Origin of the sequence: Streptomyces sp. NPDC004126, from assembly GCF_050275515.1 — a bacterium.
Taxonomy (GTDB): Bacteria; Actinomycetota; Actinomycetes; order Streptomycetales; family Streptomycetaceae; genus Streptomyces.
Genome location: NZ_JBNNPF010000010.1, coordinates 154056 through 170309 on the forward strand (window position 1 = coordinate 154056; position 16254 = coordinate 170309).

At 74.1% G+C, this 16254-nt stretch carries 17 protein-coding genes; 7 read left to right on the forward strand and 10 right to left on the reverse strand.

Features of this window, described 5'->3' with window-relative positions:
- Positions 1 to 147: 147 nt before the first annotated feature.
- Positions 148 to 1977, forward strand: a complete 1830-nt coding sequence (locus tag ACQKM2_RS12630) for a diacylglycerol/lipid kinase family protein (RefSeq protein WP_427709001.1) — start codon at positions 148 to 150, stop codon at positions 1975 to 1977.
- A gap of 95 nt (positions 1978 to 2072) precedes the next feature.
- On the opposite strand, the gene ACQKM2_RS12635 is transcribed toward ACQKM2_RS12630, so the two are convergent.
- Positions 2073 to 2492, reverse strand: a complete 420-nt coding sequence (locus ACQKM2_RS12635) for an arsenate reductase ArsC (protein WP_427708926.1) — start codon at positions 2490 to 2492, stop codon at positions 2073 to 2075.
- Between the two features lie 103 nt (positions 2493 to 2595).
- Between ACQKM2_RS12635 and ACQKM2_RS12640 the strand changes: the two genes are divergently transcribed.
- Both ACQKM2_RS12640 and ACQKM2_RS12645 read left to right on the forward strand, forming a co-directional pair.
- On the forward strand, positions 2596 to 2910 hold the full coding sequence (locus ACQKM2_RS12640; protein ID WP_427708928.1) for an ArsR/SmtB family transcription factor: 315 nt from the start codon (positions 2596 to 2598) through the stop codon (positions 2908 to 2910).
- A gap of 51 nt (positions 2911 to 2961) precedes the next feature.
- On the forward strand, positions 2962 to 3762 hold the full coding sequence (locus ACQKM2_RS12645; protein ID WP_427708930.1) for an aquaporin: 801 nt from the start codon (positions 2962 to 2964) through the stop codon (positions 3760 to 3762).
- 255 nt (positions 3763 to 4017) lie between these two features.
- Here the strand turns inward: ACQKM2_RS12645 and ACQKM2_RS12650 are convergent, their stop codons facing one another.
- Positions 4018 to 4386 (reverse strand): ArsR/SmtB family transcription factor, encoded by a 369-nt coding sequence (locus ACQKM2_RS12650; protein WP_427708932.1) that lies wholly within the window; start codon positions 4384 to 4386, stop codon positions 4018 to 4020.
- A gap of 213 nt (positions 4387 to 4599) precedes the next feature.
- Here ACQKM2_RS12650 and ACQKM2_RS12655 point away from each other — a divergent pair, with 213 nt between their 5' ends.
- Positions 4600 to 5955: an FAD-dependent oxidoreductase gene (locus tag ACQKM2_RS12655; protein ID WP_427708934.1), complete on the forward strand. Its 1356-nt coding sequence runs from the start codon at positions 4600 to 4602 to the stop codon at positions 5953 to 5955.
- A 12-nt stretch (positions 5956 to 5967) separates the two neighbouring features.
- Here the strand turns inward: ACQKM2_RS12655 and ACQKM2_RS12660 are convergent, their stop codons facing one another.
- Positions 5968 to 6663, reverse strand: a complete 696-nt coding sequence (locus ACQKM2_RS12660) for a TetR/AcrR family transcriptional regulator (protein ID WP_427708936.1) — start codon at positions 6661 to 6663, stop codon at positions 5968 to 5970.
- A gap of 82 nt (positions 6664 to 6745) precedes the next feature.
- Between ACQKM2_RS12660 and ACQKM2_RS12665 the strand changes: the two genes are divergently transcribed.
- Together ACQKM2_RS12665 and ACQKM2_RS12670 are read left to right on the forward strand one after the other, a co-directional pair.
- Complete coding sequence (locus tag ACQKM2_RS12665; RefSeq protein WP_427708938.1) at positions 6746 to 7666, forward strand: oxidoreductase; 921 nt, start codon at positions 6746 to 6748, stop codon at positions 7664 to 7666.
- A 155-nt stretch (positions 7667 to 7821) separates the two neighbouring features.
- Positions 7822 to 9069 carry a M23 family metallopeptidase gene (locus ACQKM2_RS12670; RefSeq protein ID WP_427708940.1) on the forward strand — a complete coding sequence of 416 codons (1248 nt, stop codon included), beginning with the start codon at positions 7822 to 7824 and terminating at the stop codon, positions 9067 to 9069.
- Here ACQKM2_RS12670 and ACQKM2_RS12675 read toward each other — a convergent pair.
- Positions 8987 to 9778: a PaaX family transcriptional regulator C-terminal domain-containing protein gene (locus tag ACQKM2_RS12675; RefSeq protein WP_427708942.1), complete on the reverse strand. Its 792-nt coding sequence runs from the start codon at positions 9776 to 9778 to the stop codon at positions 8987 to 8989. The genes ACQKM2_RS12670 and ACQKM2_RS12675 overlap by 83 nt on opposite strands.
- A 35-nt stretch (positions 9779 to 9813) precedes the next feature.
- Here ACQKM2_RS12675 and ACQKM2_RS12680 point away from each other — a divergent pair, with 35 nt between their 5' ends.
- Positions 9814 to 10830: an alpha/beta hydrolase family protein gene (locus tag ACQKM2_RS12680; RefSeq protein ID WP_427708943.1), complete on the forward strand. Its 1017-nt coding sequence runs from the start codon at positions 9814 to 9816 to the stop codon at positions 10828 to 10830.
- A gap of 179 nt (positions 10831 to 11009) precedes the next feature.
- Here ACQKM2_RS12680 and ACQKM2_RS12685 read toward each other — a convergent pair whose 3' ends face one another.
- From ACQKM2_RS12685 to ACQKM2_RS12710, 6 genes are all read right to left on the reverse strand, one after another.
- The gene (locus ACQKM2_RS12685) at positions 11010 to 11366 is read right to left on the reverse strand and encodes a hypothetical protein (protein WP_427708944.1); all 357 of its coding nucleotides are present in this window, start codon (positions 11364 to 11366) and stop codon (positions 11010 to 11012) included.
- A 410-nt stretch (positions 11367 to 11776) separates the two neighbouring features.
- Positions 11777 to 12655 (reverse strand): universal stress protein, encoded by an 879-nt coding sequence (locus tag ACQKM2_RS12690; RefSeq protein WP_427708946.1) that lies wholly within the window; start codon positions 12653 to 12655, stop codon positions 11777 to 11779.
- A gap of 261 nt (positions 12656 to 12916) precedes the next feature.
- Positions 12917 to 13183 (reverse strand): metal-sensitive transcriptional regulator, encoded by a 267-nt coding sequence (locus ACQKM2_RS12695; RefSeq protein ID WP_427708948.1) that lies wholly within the window; start codon positions 13181 to 13183, stop codon positions 12917 to 12919.
- A gap of 66 nt (positions 13184 to 13249) precedes the next feature.
- Positions 13250 to 13822, reverse strand: a complete 573-nt coding sequence (locus tag ACQKM2_RS12700) for a rhodanese-like domain-containing protein (RefSeq protein ID WP_427708949.1) — start codon at positions 13820 to 13822, stop codon at positions 13250 to 13252.
- A gap of 71 nt (positions 13823 to 13893) precedes the next feature.
- Positions 13894 to 14640, reverse strand: coding sequence for a sulfite exporter TauE/SafE family protein (locus ACQKM2_RS12705; protein ID WP_427708951.1), 747 nt, complete (start codon positions 14638 to 14640; stop codon positions 13894 to 13896).
- A 204-nt stretch (positions 14641 to 14844) separates the two neighbouring features.
- Positions 14845 to 16212, reverse strand: coding sequence for an MBL fold metallo-hydrolase (locus tag ACQKM2_RS12710; RefSeq protein WP_427708953.1), 1368 nt, complete (start codon positions 16210 to 16212; stop codon positions 14845 to 14847).
- Between the last annotated feature and the right edge of the window lie 42 nt (positions 16213 to 16254).

Consider the following 16254-nt stretch of genomic DNA (forward strand, 5'->3'; position numbering starts at 1 on the left):
GCCGTCGCCCGGCCTTCTGCGCCGGCCGCCCACGTCGTCCGGGCCGGGCCGGGGTCGCCCGGGCCGTGGGATGCGTGCCCACCCGTCCCGGCGCTCAATGGAGACCGGAAGCAAGATTCCGGTCGAGCGGAGGATCGCGACGTGAGCATGCACGCCAAGGCGCGTCTGGCCCTGCTTTCCGGTGCGGCGGCCCTGATCGTCATGCTGGTCTTCGCGGGCTTCCGGAGCCTCGCCCTCGTGGCCGTGGGCCTGGCCGGCGTGTGCATGACGGCCGCGGCCGTCTGGCTGGTGCTGGCCCACCGAGGGCCCGTGAGGTGGCTGGCGGCGGTCCTGCTCCTGGCGGCGCCCACCGTCGTGGCCGTCTGGTATCTCCGCGCCGGGCTGCTCTGGGTGGTCCTCTGCGCGGTCCTCCTGTGGGCCCTGGCGGTGGCCGCCGGACGGGCCGCGCTCGCCGACGAGGGACGGTCCCGGATGCCCGAGCGGCCGGCCCGGCGGCCGGAACGGCCGTTCCTCATCATGAACCCGCGCTCCGGGGGCGGGAAGGTCGGCACCTACCGCCTGCGGGAGAAGGCCGAGGCCCTGGGCGCCGAAGTGGTGCTCCTCGACCCCGACCACCCCCAAGACGTCGCCGGCCTCGCCCACCGGGCGGTGGACCGGGGCGCCGACCTCCTCGGGGTCGCCGGCGGGGACGGCACTCAGGCCCTGGTCGCCGGCGTGGCCGCCGACCGGGACGTCCCGTTCCTGGTCGTCAGCGCCGGCACGCGCAACCACTTCGCGATGGACCTCGGGCTCGACCGGAAGAACCCGGCGGCCTGCCTGGACGCCCTCAGCGACGGGGTGGAACTGCGGGTGGACCTCGGCCGGATCGAGGACCGGGTCTTCGTCAACAGCGCCTCCTTCGGGACCTACGCGGAGGTCGTCCAGAGCCCCGCCTACCGCGACGACAAGGTCCACACCATCCTGGCGCTGCTGCCCGACCTGCTCGCGCGCCACAGCGGGCCCCGGCTGAGCGTGCGCGCCGACGGCACGACCGTCCGGGAACCGCAGGCGGTGCTCGTCAGCAACAACCCCTACGGCAGGGGGGACGTGGTGGGACTGGGACGCCGCACCCGCATGGACACCGGGACGCTCGGCGTCCTCAGCGTGGAGGTGCACAACGCCGCGCAGGCCGTCGGCATCCTCCGGCACGGCCGCTCCGGCGGACTGACCTCGCTGAGCACCCGCGAGGTCGTGGTCGACTCGGAGGCCCCGCTCGTACGGGTCGGCGTGGACGGCGAGTCGCTGACCATGCCCGCACCCGTCCACTGCCGCGTGGATCCCGGCGCCCTGCGGGTCCTCGTCCCGCGCCACAGGCCCGGCCTCCGGTCGGGGGTGCCCGTCGACTGGGCCGGGGTGCGCAGGCTCGCCCTGACCATGGGCAGGACGGCCGTCGGCGGGGGCCCCGTCCAGGGGGGAACGCGCGACCACCCGGAAGGGCGCAGGCACTGGGGCCGACACGCCGCCGGCGCGGCCCGGGCCGACTACTCCGGGGCCGTGTACGGCTCCCTGCTCGCCGCGTCCGTGATCGTCGGAGCGGGCAGCCTCGGGCATTTCCCGAAGATCGAGCTGGCCGTGCTGCTGCTCGGCACGGCCGCCGTGTTCTGGGCCGCGCACGTCTTCGCCCACCTCTTCGGCGTATCCCTGGCCAACGAGCCGCTGACCTGGGCCGAGTTCCGCAAGGTGTGCGCCGAGGAAAGGGCGATCGTCGAGGCGGCCGTGCCCCCCGCCGCCTCGGTCGCGGTGAGCGGGCTGCTCGGCTTCGACGTCGCGGGGACCATGTGGTTCGCGCTCTCCGTGGCGCTGGCCGGCCAGGTGGGCTGGGCGGTGGCCGGTGCGGTCCGGGCCGGCGCGCCCCGGCGCCTCGTCTGGATGGTGGCGGCCGTCAGCCTCCTGCTCGGCCTGATGATCGTCGTCCTCAAGACGGCCCTGACCCACTGACGGAACACGGGCCCCCTGCCGCCGGGCCGCGGGCGCCCGCCTACCGGCGGCACCGGCCAAGAGCCCATTCCGCCGCGTACCGCTCGCTGCTTCGCCTACGCCTGCCGCTCGGCGTCGATTTCGGCGATCAGGCCCTCCACGAGGGTTCTGATCTCGTCGCGGATGGGGCGGACGGCTTCGACGCCCTGGCCGGCGGGGTCTTCGAGCTGCCAGTCGAGGTAGGTCTTGCCGGGGAAGTACGGGCAGGCGTCGCCGCAGCCCATGGTGATGATGTAGTCGGAGGCCTGGGCGGCCTCGGGGGTCAGCACCTTCGGGGTCTGGCCGCAGATGTCGATCCCGAGCTCGGCCATGGCGGCGACCGCGGAGGGGTTGATCCGGTCGCCGGGCACCGAGCCGGCGGAGCGGACCTCGACGCGGTCGCCGGCGAGGTGGCGCAGGAAGCCCGCGGCCATCTGGGAGCGGCCGGCGTTGTGGATGCAGACGAACAGGACGGACGCGAGCGGGTTCGCGGGCATCGGCATTTCCTCCGGATGGCGGGCGGCTGCGGAACGCCGGCGGGCGGCCGTACGGTTCAGCCGGGGCTGGTATCAGCCATTAGTGATGTGACAGTATCAGCGGATGATGACATCAGTCGACGCTGATCTGATCCGGGTCCTGGCCGACCCGCTCAGGCTCAAGATCGTGACCCTCCTCGCGCGGGAGACGCTGTGCACCACCCACCTAGTGGAGGAGACGGGTGCCAAGCAGACGAACCTCTCGAACCACATGAAGGTGCTGCGCGAGGCCGGGGTCGTGGACACCGAGCCGTGCGGGAGGTTCATCTACTACCGGCTGCGCCCGGAGGTCATCGAAGCGCTCGCCGGCCAGTTCGCCGACCTCGCGGCCACCGCGCGCGCCACCGCCGCGGCGAACCTCAAGCGGTCCTGCCCGTAGGCCCCCCGCGGCCTTGCCCGACCTGCCTCACCTGCCCGAGGAGAACCTGTCTTGACCGCCCCCGAGCCCGTCGCCGCCGCCCCCGCAGCCCAGTCCGCGACAGCCGCCGACGTGCCCCGGCCCGCGCCCGGCGCGGCCCCGCCCCGTACGCCGCTGGTCGCCCGCGCCGCCGCCGAGGTGGTCGGCACCGCCGCCCTGGTCGCGATCGTGGTCGGCTCCGGCATCCAGGCCGCGAAGCTGACCGACGACGTCGCGTTGCAGCTGCTGGCCAACTCCACCGCCACCGTCTTCGGCCTCGGCGTCCTGATAGCGCTCCTCGGTCCGGTCTCCGGGGCGCACTTCAACCCGGCCGTCACGCTGGCGGAGTGGTGGACGGCCCGCCGCAGCGGCGCCGGCGTCAACGCCCGCGAACTCGCCGTCTACGTGCCCTCGCAGATCGCCGGTGCGATCGCGGGCGCGATCCTGGCGGACGCGATGTTCGGCGAGCCGCTGGTGAGGTGGTCCACCCACGACCGCTCCGCCGCCACCCTCCTCCTCGGCGAGGTCGTGGCGACCGCGGGCCTGATCCTGCTGATCTTCGGCCTGGCCAAGACCGACCGGCTGCGCTTCGCGCCTGTCGCGGTGGCCTCCTACATCGGTGCGGCGTACTGGTTCACCTCCTCCACCTCCTTCGCCAACCCCGCCGTCACGATCGGCCGGGCGTTCACCGACACCTTCGCCGGCATCGCGCCGTCCTCGGTGGCCGGGTTCATCGGCATGCAGCTGCTCGGCACGGTCGTCGGCCTCGCCCTGGTCGCCCTGATCTTCATGAACGGCCGGGGAGAGGCCGCCGAGGAGTCCTCGACGGCATGATGCGCACGGCCGCGGTGGTGATCGGCGGCGGGCGGGCCGGGCTTGCCGCCGACCGTCACCTGCGCCGCCCGGTCCACGGAGGGGCGTTGGCGCGGCCGTCTGCCGTCCGGGAACGGCAGTAGCCGAATCCCGCACCCCGAACCCGGCCCATGTGCCCGAAGCCGCGGATCGGTTCACATCACCAGCCGGCAACGGCAACGGCAACGGCACTCCGGCAGGACGACGTCCCGCGATGCGCCGCGAGCCGTACCGGCCTTACGCGGAGGACTTGGCGGCGCCGGCCAGCAGTGCGCCCATGGCGGCGAGTGCGGAGGGCTCGACCTTGTAGTACACCCATGTCCCGCGCCGCTCGGAGGAGAGCAGCCCGGCCTCCTTGAGCTTCTTCAGGTGGTGGGAGACCGTCGGCTGGGAGACGCCGACATCGGAGATGTCGCACACGCACGCTTCACCGCCCTCGTGGGATGCGACGGCCGAGAACAGGCGCAGCCGGACCGGGTCGCCGAGAGCCTTGAACATCTTCGCCGCGGCCTCGGCTTCGTCGGCGGACATGGGGCGCTCGTTGAGCGGCGGGCAGCACGCGACGATGTCGGGCTCCAGGAGCGGCAGAACCTTCGCATTCGACATGTATCTATGTTGACACATGTCGAATCAACCCGGTAGGGCGGACGGTGCCGAAGGGCCATTGCGCAGCGAACCTGCGCCGCCCGGTGCGCGCGAGTCCGCGACCCGGCGCTCCGCCCGGGAATTAGATAAATGTCTATGTTGACGCTTGTCGAAACAAGTGCCACGCTGATCGCGCAAGACATCGACAAATATCGAAACACGGAGGAAGTCGTCATGAACGAGCTGCCCGTCGTCGTGATCGGGGCCGGTCCCGTCGGCCTGGCCGCCGCCGCACACCTCCACGAGCGGGGCCTGGAATTGCTCGTCCTCGAGGCCGGCCCGCACGCGGGAACGGCCACCCGCGAGTGGTCGCACGTGAGCCTGTTCTCCACCTGGGGCGAGGTCGTGGACCCGGCCGCCGAGAGGCTCCTGGCCCCCACCGGCTGGGTCAAGCCCGCCCAGGCGTCCTACCCGACCGGTGGGGACTGGGCCGCCCTCTACCTCCAGCCCCTCGCCGACGCCCTGGGCGACCGCGTGCGATACCGGGCGCGCGTCACCGGCGTCTCCCGTGCCGGCCGGGACCGGATCGTCGACGCCGACCGCGACGCACAGCCCTTCGCCGTCCACATCGAGACCCGCGACGGCCGGGAGGAGCGTCTGTTCGCCCGCGCGGTGATCGACGCCTCCGGCACCTGGTCCACCCCGGGCCCCGCCGGCGCCGGCGGCCTCGCCGCCCTCGGCGAGAAGGCGGCGGCCGACCGGATCGCCTACCGCGTCCCCGACCTCACCGTCCCCGCGGTCCGGGCCCGGTACGCGGGCAAGCGCACCGCCGTCATCGGCTCCGGCGCCTCCGCCTTCACCGCCCTCGCCCACCTCGCGGACCTCGCCAAGACCGACGACGGGGCCGGCACCCATGCCACCTGGATCCTGCGCCGCGGCATCTCCGGTTCCACCTTCGGCGGCGGCGAAGCCGACCGGCTCCCCGCCCGCGGCGCCCTCGGCCTCGCCGCCAAGGCCGCCGTCGACAACGGGTACGCCGACGCCGCCACCGGCTTCCGCACCGAGGCCGTCGAGCGAGCCGAGGACGGCCGCCCGGTCCTGGTGGGTGAGGACGGCCGCCGCCTGGACGCGGTGGACGAGGTCATCGTGCTGACCGGCTTCCGCCCCGACCTGTCCTTCCTGGACGAGCTCCGCCTGAACCTGGACGAACGCCTGCAGGCACCGCTCGCCCTGGCCCCGCTGATCGACCCCAACCAGCACTCCTGCGGCACCGTCCACCCCCACGGCCAGGCCGAGCTCTCCCACCCGGAGAAGGACCTCTACCTCGTCGGCATGAAGTCCTACGGCCGCGCCCCGACGTTCCTGGCCATGACCGGCTACGAGCAGGTCCGCTCGGTCGCCGCCCACCTCGCCGGCGACCACGAGGCCGCCGAGCGCGTCGAACTCACCCTCCCGGAGACCGGAGTCTGCGGCGGCGCGGGCCTCTTCGACCACCCCGCCACCACGGAGCAGGGCAACGGCGGCGGCTGCTGCGCGGCGCCGGTCGGAGGGCCCGCGTCCGAGCGGGTGGGGCCTTCGGCTCAGCCGTAGGGCACCTGGAGGTCACCGACGCGCTGCCTGCGATCTCTCGGGTCCGGGCCCGTGGTGTGGCAGACAGTGGGCGCGCTGCTCCGGACGCGCTCGGGCGGGCCGGGCGATGCGCGGTTCCGTGGAGCTCAGGCCTCCCAGGAGGCCGTCGACCGAGGCGTTCACGACGTCCGGCGTGTCGTCGGAGGCGATCATGCCGGTACTGAGCAGGACGGCGAGTCCGTGGACCGCCGCGAAGACCAGGCGGGCCGCGGCCTGCGTGCCGAGGCCGTCCGCGAGCTGGCCGGCGCGGGCGGCCTCCTCGATGACGGCGTACGGCACCGCGTACGCGGCGCGCGCGGCGGCGGGCGCCGCCATGGTCTCGGCCCCGTGCTTGCTCGCGTACATCAGCTCGACGAGCGGCATCCGCCCTGCCGTGAAGTCGACGTACGTGTGGGCGAGGGCCCGCAGCCGCGCCTCGAAGGCGGGCTCGGCCGCCGAGATGGCCTCGGCGAGCCGCAGCCCGAGGGTGTCGAAGCCCCGTTGTGCCACGGCGTCCAGCAGGGCGGTCCGGTCGGCGAAGTGCCGCCGCGGTGCGGTGTGGCTGACGCCGATGGCCCGGGCGATCTCCCGCAGGGACAGCGCGGCGGCACCGTGCGCGATGACCGAGCGCTCCGCCTCCTCGAGCAGGGCGGTCCTGAGGTTGCCGTGGTGGTAGCTCTGCTCCTGCATGGGGCCAGCGTACGCCAGGAAGTTTCCAATGGAAACAATGTTTCCATTGACAACATGAGGGGCGGGGTGCCAGCGTGGAAGCATGAGCACACCGAACCGCACCCCATGGACCGCCGCGGACCTTCCCCCGCTGACCGGCAGGACCGTCATCGTCACCGGCGCCACCAGCGGCCTCGGCACCGTCACGGCCAGGGAGCTGGCCCGTGCGGGAGCCCATGTGGTCCTCGCCGTCCGCGACACCGCTCGGGGCCGGGACGTGGCCTCGACCCTGCCCGGCAGCACCGAGGTGCGCCGACTGGACCTGTCGAGCCTCGCCTCCGTCCGCGCCTTCGCCGACGCCTGGGACCGCCCCCTGGACGTCCTCGTCAACAACGCCGGCATCATGGCCGTCCCCGAGGCGCGCAGCGCCGACGGGTTCGAGATGCAGCTCGCCACCAACCACCTCGGCCCCTTCGCCCTCACCAACCTCCTGCTCCCGCACATCACCGACCGGATCGTCACCGTGGCCTCCAACGCCCACCGCAGACCCGGCGTGGACATCGACTTCGACGACATCGGCTCCGAACGCTCCTACAGCCCCTGGCGGGCCTACCAGCAGTCAAAGCTGGCCAACCTGCTCTTCACCCGTGAGCTCCAGAAGCGGCTGACGGCGGCCGGTTCCCGCGTGACCGCGCACGCCGCCCACCCCGGCTACGCCGCCACCAGCCTCCAGGGGCGGACGGCCGGAGCGGGCCAGCGCCTGATGATGGCCGTCGCCAACCGCCTGGTCGCCCAGCCCGACACCATGGGCGCACTGCCCTCCCTCTACGCCGCCACCCAGTCGCTGCCCGGCGACAGCTACACCGGCCCGGACGGCCGCGGCGAGCTGCGCGGCCACCCGGCACCCGCACGCCGCAGCGAGTACGCCCTCGACGACGCGCGGGCGCGCAGGCTCTGGAACCTCTCCGAGGAACTCACCGGGGTCCGGTTCGCCCCGCCGCAGGCGGGCAGCGGACAGCGCTGACCCGAAGACGCACCCGCCCGCCGGGACACCGGACCCCGCAGAGCGTCCGGCCGGGATGCCCGCCCGCGACTTCGGTGACACGCTGGAACACCCTCGCGGGCAAGCGTCGGCGGCTCGCCGCGGCGGGCGCCGACCGGGGTTCAGGGAGGTGCGCCATGCGGACACGAGCGTTCTTCGCCGTCGCCGCCTCCGGGCTGCTGGCAGCCCTCCTCGCGACGCCACCGGCGACGGGATGGGCACCCATGACCCCCGCCGGATCCCCGGTCGTCCGGCCGGCCATCGCCCGGACGGAGCAGATCACCCCGGTGACCGCCGAGCCGACCACCGTCCCGCTGCCCGTCAAGGCGACGGACGGCCGGACCCACCTGGTCTACGAGCTCGAACTGACCAACATGTCCACCCTTCCCGCCACCCTCACCGCAGTCCGGGTCACGGCAGGGGAGGGAACGCTGGAGGAGCTGAGCGGTGCCCGGCTCCTGCGGGTCTTCCGCCCTTCGGGGGCTCCGGCCGAGCAGCCCGCCCGGGACACGGTCCTGCAGCCCGGCCGGCAGGGCAGGGTGTGGCTGGACGTCCTGGTACCCGCCGGTACGGCCTTCCCGATCACCCTCGCCCATGCCGTGTCGGTCACCTATCCCGAGGCGCTCGGCATCATCCCCAAGACCATGACCGAGAACGTCGCCCCGCTCGGCGTCCCCGACCGCCGACCGGTCGTGCTGAGGCCGCCCCTCGCGGGCGGCGGCTGGCTGGACGCGAACGGCTGCTGCGCGACGATCACGGCCCACCGGTCGGCGGCCTCACCCGTCGACGGGCGCTCCCGCTTCGGCGAACGCTTCGCCATCGACTTCGTCCGGCTCGACCACGGCACGGTCCTGTTCGACGGCCCGCCCGACCAGGTCGGCAGCTACCCCTACTACGGAACCCCGGTACGCGCCGCCGCCGACGGACGGATCGTCTCGGTGACGGACGAGTACCCGGACAAGAAGCCGGGCTCCGCCACCCCCGACATGCCCCTCGCCCAGTACGCCGGTAACAACGTGGTGCAGCAGCTCGCGTCCGGCGAGTACGTCCTCTACGCCCACCTCAAGCCGGGCTCCACCCGGGTCCTCGCGGGCAGCACGGTCAAGGCCGGCGAGGTCCTCGGCGCCCTCGGCAGCTCGGGGAACAGCGACGCCCCGCACCTCCACTTCGAAGTCATGAGCGCGACGAGTCCGTTCACCTCCGAAGGACTGCCCTTCGTCTTCTCGTCGTTCGAACTGGAGGGAACGGTCACCCCGAACGCCTTCGACGACGCCCTCGCCTCCGGCTCGGGAAGCATCACCGTCACACCGGCCCGCGAAGACCGGGACCGGACGCGGGAGATGCCGCTCTACCTGGACGTCCTGCGGTTCCCCCGGACCGCGTAGGAAGCGTGCGCACGGCGTCTTCGTAGAGGCGGAACAGGCGTAGTCGGCCGTGGTCCTCGCCGGACCCGGCGGCGAGGGCTTCCCAGCACCGTGCGGCCAGGATCCGGGCACGGGTGCCGGGCCAGGGCCGGGGGAGCAGCTCGGGGGGCAGCAGGGGGTCGGGTTCCATGGCAGTCGTGAAGGCCGCGGCCAGCTCGATCGTGTAGGTCAGGCGTTCGGTGTCCGTGGGGCGGTCCGGGCCGGAGATCCGGGCCAGCCGGGCCGAGGCGAGGGCGGCGAGCGCCTCGTGGCGGTCCGCGATCTGCCGGAGCGGCCAGAGCAGGGCGGCCAGGCGGGCCGGGACGTCCTCGTCCCCGACCCGCAGGTCACGGGTGCTGAAGCGGGAGAGGGAGGGCAGCACCTCCAGGTGGCGGGCGTGGGCTTCGACGACGTCGCCGATGGGGTTGGCGCTGACGTAGAGGCCGCCCTGGAGGGGGGCCGCGCCGAGGCGCAGCAGTGTGTCGCGCAGTGCGTCCCGGGCCTGCCGGGCGGTCTCGGGGACGGCGAAGGCGAACAGGTGCCAGGTCCCGTCCCACGGGGCGAGGCACTGGTCCTGCCGGTAGGCGTGGCGGACGTACTCCGCGTCCGGCGCGATGGAGCCGGTGGGGTCGGCGCTCGCGTGCAGCCGGGCCTTGCGGCCACGGCCCTCCTGGGTGAACCGAGATGGCACCGAGAAACGGCACACGCCGCCGGATGGTGCGGGCCGTGCTTGCGACGCTGGCCGCACTCGCGGTCGTGGCAGCTGGCCTGGGCGGGATGGTGGTCTGGCAGAACACCTATGACCTGCGCGAGGAGGCGGTGACGGTACGCCGGGACGGCCGAACCCTGGAGGGCGTTCTGGCCCTGCCGGAGCAGGGGAAGGGGCCCTTCCCGCTGGTGGTCTTCGTGCACGGCGACGGCCCGGTCGACGCCACGCACGACACCTTCTACCGGCCGATCTGGGAGTCCTTCGCCCGCGCCGGCTACGCCTCGCTGTCCTGGAACAAGCCGGGCGTGGGAGGCGCGCCCGGAGACTGGCTCGACCAGTCGATGGACGACCGGGCCGCGGAGGCCGCCGACGCCATCGCCTGGGCCCGGCAGCGGCCGGACATCGACGGCAGCGGAATAGGGCTGTGGGGTGCCGGCCGGGCGGGCTGGGTCCTGCCCAAGATCGCCGCCAAGGACCCAGGCATCCGCTTCGTCATCGCCGTCTCACCCGCCGTCAACTGGCATCGGCAGGGCCGTTACAGCCTCCTCGCCGAACTGCGCCGCGACGGCGCCTCCGAGACCGAAGTCACCACCGCCCTGCGACGCCGCGAGACCGGCCTGGAACTGCTCGGGCGTGGAGCCTCCTACGAGGAGTACGTCCGAGCCGTGGGCGATCCGCAGGGCATGACGGCCGCCCGCTGGCGGTTCGTCTCCAGGAACCACACCGCCGACGCGAGCGCCGACCTGCCCGCGCTGCGCCGCACGCCCGTCCTGCTGGTGCTCGCCGGACACGACGCGAACGTGGACACCGCCGACACCGAGGCCGCCTACCGCCGGCTCCTGCCGGGGCCCGCGCTGCGCGTCGCCCACTACCCGGACGCCACCCACGGCCTGGTCAGACACGAGGTCGAGAACTCCTCGCTCCGCCTCACCCTGACCGCGCTGTGCGCGCCGAGGGCCCTGTTCGCCGACGGCTTCCTCGAAGACCAGCGGAAGTTCCTGGCCGCCCTCGACACGCAAGGAGCGACACGATGACCACCCGGCCCACGACGGGACCGGAGCCGCGTGCTCTCGTCCGAGGCAGCCGCACCGCCGCGCCTCCCCGACGCCGACGCCCTGAGCGGCTCAGCGCCCGACTCCGCCCTCCGAGCCGGTACGAGTGAGCCCGCCCGGGGGTGGACGGGCTGGGACCCGGGAGTTCGAAAGCGGTGCCGCTAACCGGGGTTGACCGCGAAGCGCACGGACCGGACCAAGAGGTCGTCCCGCGCCGGGCTGCCGTGCGCGCGGAGCTTCCACTCGGGGCCCTCGCAGTTGGCGCCCGCGTAGACGACCACGGCGGAGTCCGTGTCGTTGTGCGGGCCGTAGCCGGGCTGCTCGTCGTCGTCGCCGACGGCGTGGAGGTTGACGCACTTGCCGCTGTGCGGGTCGTGGAGGGTGACGTGCTGCTCCTGTCCGTATCCGTCGACGTACTTGTAGTGGAAGTAGCCCACGGCGCCGAGGGCCGAGGCGGGCAGCGTCAGGACGAGGGCGAAGGCGGCCACGGCAGCCGCGGCGGTCGTGCGGAGCTTCATCAGGGAGGAGATCCCTTTCCGGGAAGGCGGGTCGGGCATTGCGGGCACGACCCTAGGAGGGCTCCGACCGGCGAATCGATCCTCCGTGATCCCTCGGCGTGGCGTGCTCCGTGCCGCCGGACCCTCCCGGTCACGGCACTGGTGGGCTTCGTCGGCTGGTGTCGTGGCGCTGCCGGGACGGGTCGGTCGGCGGGCGCCGTCGTCGAGGCTCTGCTCGAAGGCGGCATCGGCGGGGTCCCGCACGGTCCCGAGCTGCTCCGGTTCGGCAGCGCGCTCGCCGTTCATCCCACCGGCCCAGAACTCCGCCCGGCGAGTCTTCCCGGGCGGACCGGTACCGAGGACGGTGCGGGCCGAAGCGGCGCGTCCCTCGACGTCCGCTGCCGGGCGCGCCGGGTTCCCGTCCGGGCGGCTCACTCCCGGGCACCTCCCACGACCCGGGGCACGACGGCGACGGGGCAGCGGGCGTGATGCAGCAGCACGCGGGCGGCGTGGCCGAGCTGGAGCCCCGGACGGCCGGGATGGCGGCGGGCGCCGATCACCACGAGGGCAGCCGTGGCGGTACGTTCCTGCAGCGCACGGTGCGCAGAGCCCTCCACGAGGGTACGGACCGGGCTGACCATGGGATATTCGCGGAGCGGCCCGGTGAGGGCCTCGTCGAGGAGGGTGTCCGCCCGGGCCTGGTGGTAGACGCAGGCCCCGTCGGCGAGGGTCGGATGGGGGGTCGGGTCGTGGGCGGGGCAGCGCCAGGCGCGAACCGTCTCCAGACGGCAGTCGCGCGCGGCGGCCTCACGCAACGCGAACCGTACGGCCTCGGGGCCTCCCGGGGTGTCGGACACCCCCAGCAGGACCCCGTCGTGACCGGCGCAGGGTTCGTCACCGCGGACGACGACGACCGGGCACAGGGCGCGGGCGGCGACCGCGAGGCCGACCGAGCCCAGGAGGAGGCCGGCGAAGCCGCCGTGGCCGCGGGCACCGGTGACCAGTGCCCAGGACGCGAGGCTCTCCTGCACCAGTGCCTGGACGGGGTCCTCGGCGACGACCTCGGTCTCGACCTCGACGTCGGGGTTGCGCCCCGCTGCGCGCCGGACGCCCTCGCGGACGGCGTCACGGCCGGCCTGGTCACCCGCCTGCTGCCCCCAGGGGCCCGCGGAGAGCTCGTACCGCTCCCAGCGGGAGGCGTACACCACCCGCAGCCGGAGCCCGTGCACGGCCGCCTCGTCCACGGCCCAGTCCAGCGCCCGGAAACCCGGCTCGGAGCCGTCGATTCCGACGGTGAGCGGCAACTCCATCCTGGCAACCTCCCGGCACCGGTGGCCACCGCCGGCGTCGCGCCGGGACGGGGTGACACCCCCATGCTGGTGGTCCCCCCGGAAGCCCGCGAACCGGCCGGGGGCCGCTCTGCGGGGCGCGCGACGGCCGCCCGGCGCCCGCCGTGCCGGTCATGGGCGCGGCGGAGCGAAGCGGCCTCCGGGCCGCCGAAGGAGTGATGACCCATGACCGGCACGGACGCGGCGGCTTCCGCCGGGCCCTCCTCGGTCCGGGGAGGCGGGTCAGGCGAGGGCGAGGAAGAGCTTCTCGAGTTCCGCCTCGGTCATCGGAGCCTGATCCGGGTCGGCTTCGGTCATGCACTGGCGCATGCCGCTGGCGACGATCTTGAACCCGGCCCGGTCGAGGGCCTTGGAAACGGCGGCGAGCTGGGTGACCACGTCTTTGCAGTCGCGGCCGGCCTCGATCATGGCGATGACGCCGGCGAGCTGCCCCTGGGCGCGGCGCAGCCGGTTGAGGACTGAGTTGACCGCGTCGTCGTCGACCTTCACCGCTTGCCTCCCGGCCTCGTGCGCTTTCCGCCATGGTACCCCAGGGGGTATGGCGCCGGGTGGGGGTCAGGCTGCCCGGAGGGCGGAGCGGGCGGCGTCGAGGTCTCCCGGGCGCGGACGGTTGTGGGGGAGCCTGGCGAGGAGGGCGGCCATGCCGCAGGTGTCGGTGAGGGCGGAATAGACCAGGCCGCCGGCGATGCCCGCGGAGGTCAGGCGGAACGCGGGCCGGAGGCGGCCCAGCGCGAGGCCGGTCAGGACGACGGTGCCCGCGGTGAGGCGGACCTGGCGTTCCATCGGCCAGGCCTCGCGGCGGGTGCCGTGCGTGCGGTGGAGGCCGTGGCCGGCGGCGGTCCAGGCCGCCGTGCCGCCGGAGAGGGTGGCGGCGGTGATGCCGTGGCCCGCGAGGGTGAGGCAGGCCTTCTCCGAGCGGCTCCCCGAGGCGCAGACGAGGAGGAGTTCGCCCTTCCGGGCCGCGTGCCGTATGTCGGGGAGGGTCTCTTCGAGGTGGTCGAGGGGAATGTTGAGGGCGCCGGGGAGATGGCCGGCGGCGTATTCGCCGGGGGTGCGGACGTCCAGGACGATCAGTTCGTGCAGGCGGGTGCGGGCCTGGGCGGTGTCGAGGGTGAGGGGGGTGGGCATGGGGCGGTTCCGTCCTTCGTTTCAGGGGGGTCCGGTCGTGGACGCCCCCAGGGGAGTGGTGGGCGGCAGGGTCAGCGGATGGCGTCCGTGAGCATGAGGGCGGCGACGGCCAGCAGCGCGAGCGCGAAGATCCGCTGGAGGGTGGGGCCGGAGAGCTTGGCGGCGAGGCGCTGGCCGTCCCGGGCTCCGAGGATCGCGGCTCCCGTGAAGGGGGCGATGACCTCCCAGGGCAGCGGCACGTGGGTGCCGGTGCGGGCCAGGAGCGCGGCGAGGGAGTTCGCCGTGATGACCAGGAGGCTGGTGCCCGCGGCGGCGCGCATGCGCAGTCCGAGGACGGAGGTGAGGGCGGGGACGGCGAGGAAGCCGCCGCCGACGCCGAGGAAGCCGGTCACCGCGCCGAGCCCGGCACCGGCACCCGCGGCTCGCGCCGGCCTGACCGGTGCGGGCCGGCGGCCGGAACGGGAGGGGCGGAGCATCACGAGGGCCGCAAGGGCCGCGATCACGGCGAACGCGGCGGTCAGCACCGCCTCGGGGACGCGGGCGGCCAGGGTGCCCGCGCCGATGGCGGGCGGGATACCGGCGGCGGCGAACAGGGCCCCCGTCCTCCAGCGGACGTTTCCCGAGGCGGCGTGGGCGTACAGGGCGGTCGCCGAAGTGGCGGTGACGATGATCAGTGAGGCCGTGGTGGCGGCGGCCGGGGTGAAGCCGACGAGGTAGATCAGGGCGGGGACGGTCAGGACGCTGCCGCCGCCGCCGAGTGCCCCGAGGGCCAGGCCGATGACGGCCCCGGCGGCGAGGGCGAGAACGAGGGTGCTCACGCTATCCGGCCGGGCCTTCCGCGTTCGTCGACGACGGGCAGCCCGGCCGACGCCCAGGCGCTCATGCCGCCCCTGACGTCGACGGCCTGCGCTCCGCGCGCCGCCAGCAGCTCGGCGGGGTGCGGCGGTGGGCCTGGTCGGGGGTGAGGCGGGCGGTGCCGCGTCGGAAGAGGGGCATGTGTCTTTCCTTCCGGTGGGGGCGGTTCAGCTGCCGCTGCCCGTGGTGAGGGGCAGTCCGGCGTCGGTCGCCGCGTCGAAGGAGTCGTCGACGGCCACGACGTCGCGGCCCGCGGCGTCCAGGAGGGAGGCGGCGATGCCCGCGCGCAGGCCGCCCGCGCAGTGCACCCACACCGTTCCGGCGGGTACGTCGGCCAGGCGGCGGTGCAGCTGGTGGACGGGGATGTGGACGGAGCCCTCGATCCAGCCCGTGGCGCGTTCGGAGTCCCGGCGCACGTCGAGGAGCACGTCCGGGCCGGGAGCCCGGGCCGCGAGGTCGGCGAAGGTGGCGCGGGGGAAGGAGCGGGGGGTGACGCCGGCGGGGAGCCAGTCGTGGACACCGCCGGTCGCGGCGGCGGCCGGCCGGTCGATGCCGACGCGTGCCAGTTCGCGCTGGGCGGCGGCGAGCTGTTCGGGGGATTCGGCGAGGAGGGTCACGGGCTTGCCCCAGGGGATCAGCCAGGCGAGGTAGGTGGCGATCTTGCCGTCGGCCTCGAAGTTGAACGAGCCGGCGACGTGGCCCTCGGAGAACGCGATCCGGTTGCGCAGGTCCACCACCCACTCGCCGGAGGCGAGGCGTTCGGCGATGTCGGCGGCGTCGGCCCGCGGGGGCGCGGTCAGGTCGATCGGTGCGGGGCCCGCGGTGTTGGCCGGGCCCATGTGGGCGTAGTAGGCGGGAACGTCCTCCAGGCCTGCCAGCAGGGCGGTGACGAAGGAGTCCACGTCCTTGACCAGGGCGTCGTTGCCCGCCTTCTCCTTGCCGATGGTGGTGGTGCCGCCCTCGGACTGCGAGGAGGAGCAGAAGCTCCCGAACCCGTGGGTGGGCAGCACCGGCGTCTCGTCCGGGAGCTCGGCGGCCAGCCGGTGCGCGGACGCGTGCTGGGCGCGGGCCAGCCGCTCGGTCAGCCTCGGCTCGACCAGGTCGGGGCGGCCGACCGAGCCGATCAGCAGCGACCCGCCGGTGAACACCGCGACCACCGACCCCCCGTCCTCCAGGACGTAGGAGGTGTGGTGCGGGGTGTGGCCGGGGGTGGCCATCGCTCGCAGGACGACCCCTTCGTCCACGTCCACCACGTCGCCGTCGGCGACCGGGGTGCGGGCGAAGGCGACGCGGGCGGCGGCGGGTACGAGGTAGGAGGCGCCGGTGATCCGGGCGAGCTCCAGGCCGCCGGTGACGTAGTCGTTGTGGACGTGGGTCTCCACCACGTGCGTGATCCGCACCCCGCGCGCGGCCGCTGCCGCCAGGACCCGGTCGATGTCGCGGGGCGGGTCCACCACGACGGCCGTTCCGGCGCCACCCGCGAGGTAGCTGCGGTTTCCGAGGCCCTCGGTGCCGATCGTATCGATGAAGAACACGGTGATCCTTTCGGTTGGCGTGTACCCCCGGGGGTATATTTC

Excerpts from the sequence above, each read along its gene's own strand:
- ACQKM2_RS12690 (WP_427708946.1), bottom strand. The coding sequence starts at position 12,655 with ATGGAGTTGCCGCTCACCGTCGGAATCGACGGCTCCGAGCCGGGTTTC.
- ACQKM2_RS12670 (WP_427708940.1), top strand. The coding sequence starts at position 7,822 with ATGCGGACACGAGCGTTCTTCGCCGTCGCCGCCTCCGGGCTGCTGGCA.
- ACQKM2_RS12700 (WP_427708949.1), bottom strand. The coding sequence starts at position 13,822 with ATGCCCACCCCCCTCACCCTCGACACCGCCCAGGCCCGCACCCGCCTG.
- ACQKM2_RS12655 (WP_427708934.1), top strand. The coding sequence starts at position 4,600 with ATGAACGAGCTGCCCGTCGTCGTGATCGGGGCCGGTCCCGTCGGCCTG.
- ACQKM2_RS12660 (WP_427708936.1), bottom strand. The coding sequence starts at position 6,663 with ATGCAGGAGCAGAGCTACCACCACGGCAACCTCAGGACCGCCCTGCTC.
- ACQKM2_RS12650 (WP_427708932.1), bottom strand. The coding sequence starts at position 4,386 with ATGTCGAATGCGAAGGTTCTGCCGCTCCTGGAGCCCGACATCGTCGCG.
- ACQKM2_RS12630 (WP_427709001.1), top strand. The coding sequence starts at position 148 with ATGCACGCCAAGGCGCGTCTGGCCCTGCTTTCCGGTGCGGCGGCCCTG.
- ACQKM2_RS12640 (WP_427708928.1), top strand. The coding sequence starts at position 2,596 with ATGATGACATCAGTCGACGCTGATCTGATCCGGGTCCTGGCCGACCCG.
- ACQKM2_RS12635 (WP_427708926.1), bottom strand. The coding sequence starts at position 2,492 with ATGCCCGCGAACCCGCTCGCGTCCGTCCTGTTCGTCTGCATCCACAAC.
- ACQKM2_RS12665 (WP_427708938.1), top strand. The coding sequence starts at position 6,746 with ATGAGCACACCGAACCGCACCCCATGGACCGCCGCGGACCTTCCCCCG.
- ACQKM2_RS12685 (WP_427708944.1), bottom strand. The coding sequence starts at position 11,366 with ATGAAGCTCCGCACGACCGCCGCGGCTGCCGTGGCCGCCTTCGCCCTC.